Source organism: Huintestinicola sp. (assembly GCF_050874005.1).
Taxonomy (GTDB): Bacteria; Bacillota; Clostridia; order Oscillospirales; family Ruminococcaceae; genus Huintestinicola.
Genome location: NZ_JBNMJV010000025.1, coordinates 35293 through 42686, shown reverse-complemented (window position 1 = coordinate 42686; position 7394 = coordinate 35293). Strand labels below are relative to the sequence as shown.

9 protein-coding genes are annotated in these 7394 nt (G+C 46.9%); 6 read left to right on the top strand and 3 right to left on the bottom strand.

Annotated features, from left to right (window positions below; all coding sequences use genetic code 11):
- Window positions 1-304: hypothetical protein (locus tag ACR0QN_RS09350; RefSeq protein WP_432650946.1), on the bottom strand; the 304-nt coding region annotated here is incomplete at its 3' end.
- 244 nt (window positions 305-548) lie between these two features.
- Here ACR0QN_RS09350 and ACR0QN_RS09345 point away from each other — a divergent pair.
- The gene (locus ACR0QN_RS09345; RefSeq protein WP_432650945.1) at window positions 549-1022 is read left to right on the top strand and encodes an ACT domain-containing protein; all 474 of its coding nucleotides are present in this window, start codon (window positions 549-551) and stop codon (window positions 1020-1022) included.
- 111 nt (window positions 1023-1133) lie between these two features.
- Window positions 1134-2360 (top strand): homoserine dehydrogenase, encoded by a 1227-nt coding sequence (locus ACR0QN_RS09340; protein WP_432650944.1) that lies wholly within the window; start codon window positions 1134-1136, stop codon window positions 2358-2360.
- A gap of 68 nt (window positions 2361-2428) precedes the next feature.
- On the opposite strand, the gene ACR0QN_RS09335 is transcribed toward ACR0QN_RS09340, so the two are convergent.
- On the bottom strand, window positions 2429-2836 hold the full coding sequence (locus ACR0QN_RS09335) for a bis(5'-nucleosyl)-tetraphosphatase (protein WP_432650943.1): 408 nt from the start codon (window positions 2834-2836) through the stop codon (window positions 2429-2431).
- Window positions 2837-3163: 327 nt separating this feature from the next.
- Window positions 3164-4087 (bottom strand): homoserine kinase, encoded by a 924-nt coding sequence (gene thrB / locus ACR0QN_RS09330; protein WP_432650942.1) that lies wholly within the window; start codon window positions 4085-4087, stop codon window positions 3164-3166.
- Window positions 4088-4557: 470 nt separating this feature from the next.
- Here thrB and rpiB point away from each other — a divergent pair, with 470 nt between their 5' ends.
- The 4 genes from rpiB to ACR0QN_RS09310 are packed head-to-tail and all read left to right on the top strand — an operon-like array spanning window position 4558 to window position 7269.
- Window positions 4558-4995 (top strand): ribose 5-phosphate isomerase B, encoded by a 438-nt coding sequence (rpiB, locus tag ACR0QN_RS09325; protein WP_432650941.1) that lies wholly within the window; start codon window positions 4558-4560, stop codon window positions 4993-4995.
- Between the two features lie 20 nt (window positions 4996-5015).
- Window positions 5016-5651, top strand: coding sequence for a uracil phosphoribosyltransferase (gene upp / locus ACR0QN_RS09320; protein ID WP_432650940.1), 636 nt, complete (start codon window positions 5016-5018; stop codon window positions 5649-5651).
- Between the two features lie 39 nt (window positions 5652-5690).
- Complete coding sequence (locus tag ACR0QN_RS09315) at window positions 5691-6677, top strand: glycosyltransferase family 2 protein (RefSeq protein ID WP_432650939.1); 987 nt, start codon at window positions 5691-5693, stop codon at window positions 6675-6677.
- Window positions 6678-6681: 4 nt separating this feature from the next.
- Entirely contained in the window at window positions 6682-7269 is a 588-nt protein-coding gene (locus ACR0QN_RS09310) for an inorganic diphosphatase (RefSeq protein WP_432650938.1), read from the top strand.
- The last annotated feature ends 125 nt before the right edge of the window (window positions 7270-7394 follow it).

Below are 7394 nucleotides of genomic sequence, written 5' to 3'. Positions count from 1 at the left end.
TATGCACAAACCAATGCAGAAATTGCTTCGTCAAAAACGTTCCACCGGAACGTTTTTGAGGGTAAGTTATCTCAACCGCTCTACAAGGGGAGGCGGTCGTGTTCGCCTCCCCTCGAAATGCTGTCGCATTTCTCACCCCTTTCTCCGTTTTGAAGGATAAACGGAGATTTCGCCCTCTGCGGAGGGCGACCAAAGGGCGGGGCTTGTTTACAAGACCAATCGCCCTACTTGGAAACCTGCAAGCCTTTGGAAAAGGCTTGAGCGAAACTTTTAGTGTTATGTTTATTTGTGCAACTTTTTTCATTTCTCCACTTTATCGACAAGCTGAGGCTTTCGGAGCATGTCCCGAAAGCCTTTTTCCCGTTTGATAGAAAAATCCGCTCGCAAACCCTGTAAATTTATCCAAAATACCCGTATCATTTCACAAAATAAGCCCTTGACAAAGTCGGGAAAAGATGGTACAATTGTAATTGTGTCGAATACATTTGTATTTCACACAAGGACTTGAAGAAAAGTTTTGTGCTTTCCGAAAGAAGTGATCTTTAGAAATGTCAGAACCGGGTATTACAAGCGATACCGATGCTTCGGAAACCAGATACGCAGTTGTGAGCTGCGATGTACTTCCCGAAGTTTTCATAAAGGTGATGGAGGTAAAAAGGCTCCTTGCCTGCGGAGACGAGAAAAGCTCCGCTTCCGCCTGCAAACGGGCGGATATATCACGCTCGGCGTTCTATAAATATCGGGACAGCGTTTTCACCTATGAGGAAAAGCTCAAGGGACGGACGGTCTCCCTTTATGCGATACTGAGAGATACTCCCGGAGTGCTTTCCTCGGTGCTTGCCTGCCTGCACAGGTGCAGCGCAAATGTGCTGACCCTGAACCAGAGCGTTCCCATTGACGGTGCGGCAGCGGTGACGGTAACGGTGAAGCTTTCGGGCAGACCTATGGACGGCGCTTCCCTGCGCAAAGAGGTCTGCGGCGTGGAGGGCGTTGTTGAAGTAAGGCTCATTTCTGAAGAATGACCTGCGGCATTGCTTATATTTTTTATCTTTGTTTTTTATAATTCGGACGATTTGTCGGTTGATTTAAAAATAAAGAGAAACCTATATATTTACAGATTGGAGATAAACATTATGGCAAAATTAGCAGTACTGGGACACGGAGTTGTAGGCTCGGGAACGGTGGAACTGTTCCTTAAAAACAAGGACAAAATAAACAAAAGAGGCGGCCTTGACCTTGAGCTTGGCTATGTTCTCGATATCAGAGACTTCCCCGGTCTCCCCTATTCGGACAAATTCACTAAGGATATAAACGATATCTTGAATGACGATGATGTTACCGTTGTTGCCGAGGTAATGGGCGGCGTTCACCCTGCATACGATTTCGTGCTTGCCTGCCTGGGCAGGGGCAAGAGCGTCTGCACATCAAACAAGGAGCTTGTTGCAAAGAAGGGCGCAGAGCTTCTTAAAGCTGCAAAGGATCATAACTGCAACTTTATGTTCGAGGCTTCCACAGGCGGCGCAATCCCCATAATAAGACCCATTCACCGCTGCCTTGCCGCAAACGACATCACCGCCTGCGCAGGTATCTTAAACGGAACCACAAACTTTATCCTCACCAAGATGATAACCGAGAAAATGTCCTTCGAGGACGCTCTTGCAATGGCTCAGGAGCTGGGCTATGCCGAAAAAAATCCTGCCGCAGATGTAGAGGGTGACGATGCCTGCCGCAAGATATGCATACTCTCCTCACTCATCTTCGGCAAGCACGTTTACCCCGACTGGGTACACTGCGAGGGCATCACAAAACTCACTCTCGAGGACGTTGCATATGCGGAGAGCTGGGGCGGAGCAGTTAAGCTTATCGGCTCCGTAAAGCGCACCGAAGATGGCAAGATACTTCCTATGGTGGCTCCCAGATTTGTATGCAGCGGCTGTCAGCTTTCCCATATTGACGATGTTTTCAACGGCATTATGGTATACGGCGACGGCTTTGACGAGGTAATGTTCTACGGCAGAGGCGCAGGAAAGCTTCCCACCGCCAGCGCAGTTTTAGGCGATGTCATCGACTGTGCAAAGCACAAGACAACTATCCTTTCCCAGATGTGGGAGGACAGCACAGACAACAGCTTTATTGCCGATTACAAAGAGGACAGCGTTTCAATGTATATCCGTGTACAGGGTGCCGATAAGACTGAAATTGAAAATCTCTTCGGTGATGCTGAATACATCACTCGTGAAGGTCAGCCTGCCGATGAACTTGCTTTCATCACTCCTACTCTTAAAGAAAAGGATATTGACGAGAAGCTTGCTTCGATGAGCGGCAGCGTTCTTGGAAAGATAAGAGTTCTTGATATGTAATTTTTCTGACCGAAAAGCCGATCTCTAAAAAAGCTGCACCCCCGAAAGGTTCGGGGGTGCAGCTTTTTTTACAGACATATCGCCGTTCTTGCCTTATTAACTATAGTCTTGTCGTTTTCATAGGTAAGCATTGTTACAGCGTGGCCGATATCCACCCAGCGAATTTCAGCGATCTCGTCCTCCTGCGGCGTGTAGTCGTAGGTCTTTGCCTTGGCGATGAAATAGACTACCACCTTCTGGGTGTCCTTTCGGGGAAAGTAGGTAACGCTTTCACGGAACGTGGGGTCAAGAAGAACATCCAGCCCCGTTTCCTCCTTTATTTCCCGAAGAGCGGTCTCGGTCTCGCTTTCTCCCTGCTCCATATGCCCCTTGGGAAATGACCAATGACCGCTGTTAATATGCTTTATCAGCAGTATTTCGGTATTCCCGTGGTGCTTGCGGTAAACGATAGCTCCACAGGATTTTTCAAAGGTCATATACTCTGCACACTCCCTTTCGGATATAAAATCTTGGATTAGTATAATTATAACATAAAAAAATGGATTTGTCTTTAGTTTTTATAAAAAAACACAAAAAATTTGTTTAGAGGTTGCTTTTGCATAAAAATTAGGTAATTATATTTTAAATATTATACTAAAAATAAAAATTGGTCAGCTTATTTGTATCGTTACCGAGCCGAATGTTTATCGTCCAGATCAAACTGCAGAACGGGCGGCTATGGGCTGAGCTTGACTCATCCCTGCTCAGCCTGCAAAAAAAGTCTGCCGCAAAAGCCTGCAGCAGACCGAATTGTTTTTTTATTTTCAGCACTCGCATGTGCCGTGACACTCACATGTGCCGTGGCACTCACAAGTGCCCTGATTGTCGATATGAAGCTCTTTGACTTCCCAGCCTGTGAGACCCATATTGTCAAGAGCAAAGCGCATTTTCCCGCCGAAGAATTTGTTTTCCGAGTCAACGATTGTCATAAGAGTAGGACCTGCGCCGCTTATGTATGCGCCGTATGCGCCGTTTGTGTAGGCAATGTCGAAAATATCCCTTGCGTGGGGGATAAGCTCCATTCTGTAGGGCTGGTGGAGCCTGTCGTGAACGGCGGTGCGGAGATTTTCGTATTTTCCCGTCAGAAGAGATGCAGAGAAAAGCGCCGCTCTTGACAGGTTATATACAGCGTCGGAATGGGCTATTTCCTTGGGCAGGCAGGCTCTTGCCTTTTCGGTCTTTAGCTCGAAATCGGGTATGACCGCAATGAATTTCAGGGTAGTAAAAACCTCCTGCTTTACCCAATGAACGCTCTTTCCGTCAAATACGGCGGTGACTATGCCGCCCAGAAGCGCAGGAGCGGTATTATCGGGGTGACCCTCTATCTGAGCGGAGAGGTCAACGGTCTCGTCAAGTGAAAGAGGCTCGCCCATAAGCTTGTTTGCGCCCACAAGTCCTGCGATTATGCAGGCGCTGGAGCTGCCCAGACCTCTTGCCATAGGGATATTGTTTGTCTGCTCGATGGTAAGTCCCTTGAAGGGCTTTCCGCAGATATCATATACGGTTTTGGCGGTATGGTAGATAAGATTGCTTTCGTCTGAGGGTATTTCCGTACCGTCCAGGGAACGGATATGGCAGCCGTCGCTTTCCTCCATATTTACGTAGTTATAATAGCTTAGTGCCAGTCCAAGAGCGTCAAAGCCTGCGCCCAGATTTGCGCTGGTGGCGGGTATCCGGAGATTTATCATTGTTTTCTGCTTTCCTTTCGGGAGTTAGTTTTGATATTATTATACATTTTTCCGCATTGCTTGTCAATGATATTTTTTGCGGGTGACGACCCGCAGCGAGACGTTCTGAAATTTATTCGGGCATCAGATTGTCGGCTCGGTAACAGCAGGCTGAGCAGGGCTGAGTCAAGCTCAGCCCATACCCGCTCGTTCTATAATTCTTTCGGACGGCAAACATTCGGCTCGGTAACGATACAAATATTTTTACAGATTTATTGAGAACTTAAGCAAATTTTTTGACAAATATTTACATATATGGCTGATATTATATCTATCGGCGCAGAGACAAAGCAACAATTTCGTATAAACAAACAGTGCGACCTCGCTGCGGGTCGTCACCCGCAAAAAGTTTAACTTAAAAACTATTGATTATATTTTTCAGGTGTGATATAATATGTATAAATGATTTTTATCTCGGAGGAATGATCGTAATGATAGCTATCGGAAGCGACCACGCAGGTTTCGGATTAAAACAGGAGGTCGTTAAATACCTCAAGGAAAAGGGCTTGGATATCAAGGAAATGGGCTGTATGGACGGCACAAGCTGCGACTATCCCTTAGTTGCAAAGGAAGTATGTGCAGAGGTAACGGAAGGCAGAGCAGAGCTTGCCATACTTATCTGCGGCACAGGTCTCGGCATTTCCATTGCCGCAAACAAGTGCAGGGGCATAAGAGCCGCTGTCTGCACAGACTGCTATATGGCTAAATACACCCGTCTCCACAATGACGCAAACGTCCTTTGTATGGGCGGCAGAGTTATAGGTCCCGGTCTTGCCTGCGAGATAGTTGACGCATTTCTCGGAAATTCCTTTGAGGGCGGCAGACATCAGCGCAGAGTAGACCAGATAACCGCTATCGAGAACGAATAATTTATTTGGAGGTTCTTACTATGGACAGCTTAAAATACACACTTATCGACCATCCCTTAGTTCAGCACAAGCTCTCTCTTATGAGAGATGTTACCACAGGCTCAAAGGAGTTCAGAGAGCTGGTTTCGGAAACTTCTATGCTTATGTGCTACGAGGCTATGAGAGATCTTCCCGTCAAGGAAGTTGACGTTCAGACTCCTCTGGGCATTGCAAAGTCCAAGGTCATTTCGGGCAGAAAGCTTGCTTATGTTCCCATTCTCAGAGCAGGTCTCGGAATGGTTGACGGAGTTATGAACCTTATCCCTGCCGCCAAAGTCGGTCATATCGGCACTTTCAGAGACCCCGAGACCACCGATACCGTTGAATATTACTGCAAGCTCCCCAAAGATATCGCAAACAGAGACGTTATCATCGCAGATATTATGCTTGCAACGGGCGGAGCTGCCTGTGAAGCCGTAAATCTCGTTAAGAAGGCAGGAGCAAAGAACGTTAAGTTTATGTGCATCATTGCCAACGAGAGAGGTATCAAGAAGGTAAACGAAACTCACCCCGACGTTCAGATATACTGTGCGGCTGTTGACCCCGAGCTTAATGAGCAGCTTTACATCGTTCCCGGTCTCGGCGACGCAGGCGACAGAATGTACGGCACAAAGTAATATCCCACGCATATTCCGCAGAAAAAAGGACTCGTAAAAATGGAGCTTATTTCGGTGATCGTTCCCTGCTACAATGAGCAGGAGTCTCTCCCGCTTTTTTACAGGGAGATAACCGCCGTTACGGACGGTATGAAGGAAAAATACTATAATGAGAATATCTCCGACCTTGCCTTTGAGTTTATTTTCATAAACGACGGCTCAAAGGACGACACTCTGAAAATACTCAGAGAGCTGTCGGATACCGATAAGCGTGTGCGCTATGTTTCCTTTTCCCGTAATTTCGGCAAGGAAGCCGCAATGCTGGCAGGACTTGAGAAGTCACGGGGTGATTACTGCGTTATCCTTGATGCCGACCTGCAGCACCCGCCGAAGCTTATCCCTCAGATGTATGATTACGTCAGAAGCGGCGAATATGACTGCGCCGCCACAAGACGTATCTCCCGAAAGGGTGAGTCAAAAGCTCTTTCCTTTTTTGCCCGTTCCTTTTACAAGATAATAAACAGCATTTCTCAGACCCATATCGTGGACGGCGCTCAGGATTTCAGATTTATGACCCGTCAGATGGTTAACGCCATTCTCGATATGCCCGAGAAAAACCGCTTCTCCAAAGGCATTTTCAGCTGGGTGGGCTTTGATACCAAGTATATCGAGGTGGAAAACACCGAGAGAGCCGCAGGCAAGACCACCTGGAATTTTAAAAAGCTTTTCCTTTATTCCCTTGAGGGCATTTTTGCTTTCAGCACCGCACCCCTGTGGATATCCCTTATTATGGGAATAGTTTTCTGCCTGCTGGCTGTGGCTATGGTAGTCAAGACCCTTATCTGCGGCGAGCCTATGGAGGGGTATCCCGTTATAGTTGCCCTTGTTTGCCTTATTGGCGGGATACAGCTTTTCTGTATGGGCGTGACCGGGCAGTACATCTCCAAAATGTACACCGAAATAAAGGGCAGACCCAGCTATATTATAAAGGAAACCGAAGAAACCAAGCGCCCCGTGCGTAAAAATAATCCGAAAGGACTGAAATGATCTTATGAACATCTGGCACGATATCGAACCCGACAGAATTGTTAAGGACAATTTTTACTCTGTTATCGAAATTCCCAAGGGCAGCAAGATGAAATACGAGCTGGACAAGAAAACGGGTATGCTGAAGCTTGACAGAGTGCTTTACACATCAACTCACTACCCTGCAAACTACGGCTTTATCCCCCGTACATACGCCGAGGACGGAGACCCCTTAGATGTTCTCGTTCTCTGCTCCGAGTCCATTCTTTCAATGTCTATCGTAAGGTGCTATCCCATCGGCGTTATTTCAATGCTCGATAACGGCGCTATTGACGACAAGATAATCGCAATTCCCTTCAATGACCCCACATACAACAGCTATCGTGATATCAGCGAGCTGCCCCGTCACATTTTCGAGGAAATGTCCCACTTCTTCAAGGTCTACAAGCAGCTTGAGGGCAAGGAAACAGCCATTGACGAGATAAAGGACAGAGAGGCTGCTATTGAGATAGTAGATCACTGCATCGACCGCTACATTGATTATTTCTGCAAGGGAAAGACAAAGATCGCTGCTCCCGAAAAGAAAAAGGAAACTATTTCTGCAGAAGCATAATAACATCAAGAACTAAGGCACTTCCGAATTTTGTTCGGGGGTGCCTTACTTTATTATTTATTCTTTAATGCAGGCTGAGCCTGCAGCCTCTCGTTCTATAATTTATTTGAGCGGCAAGCTGACGG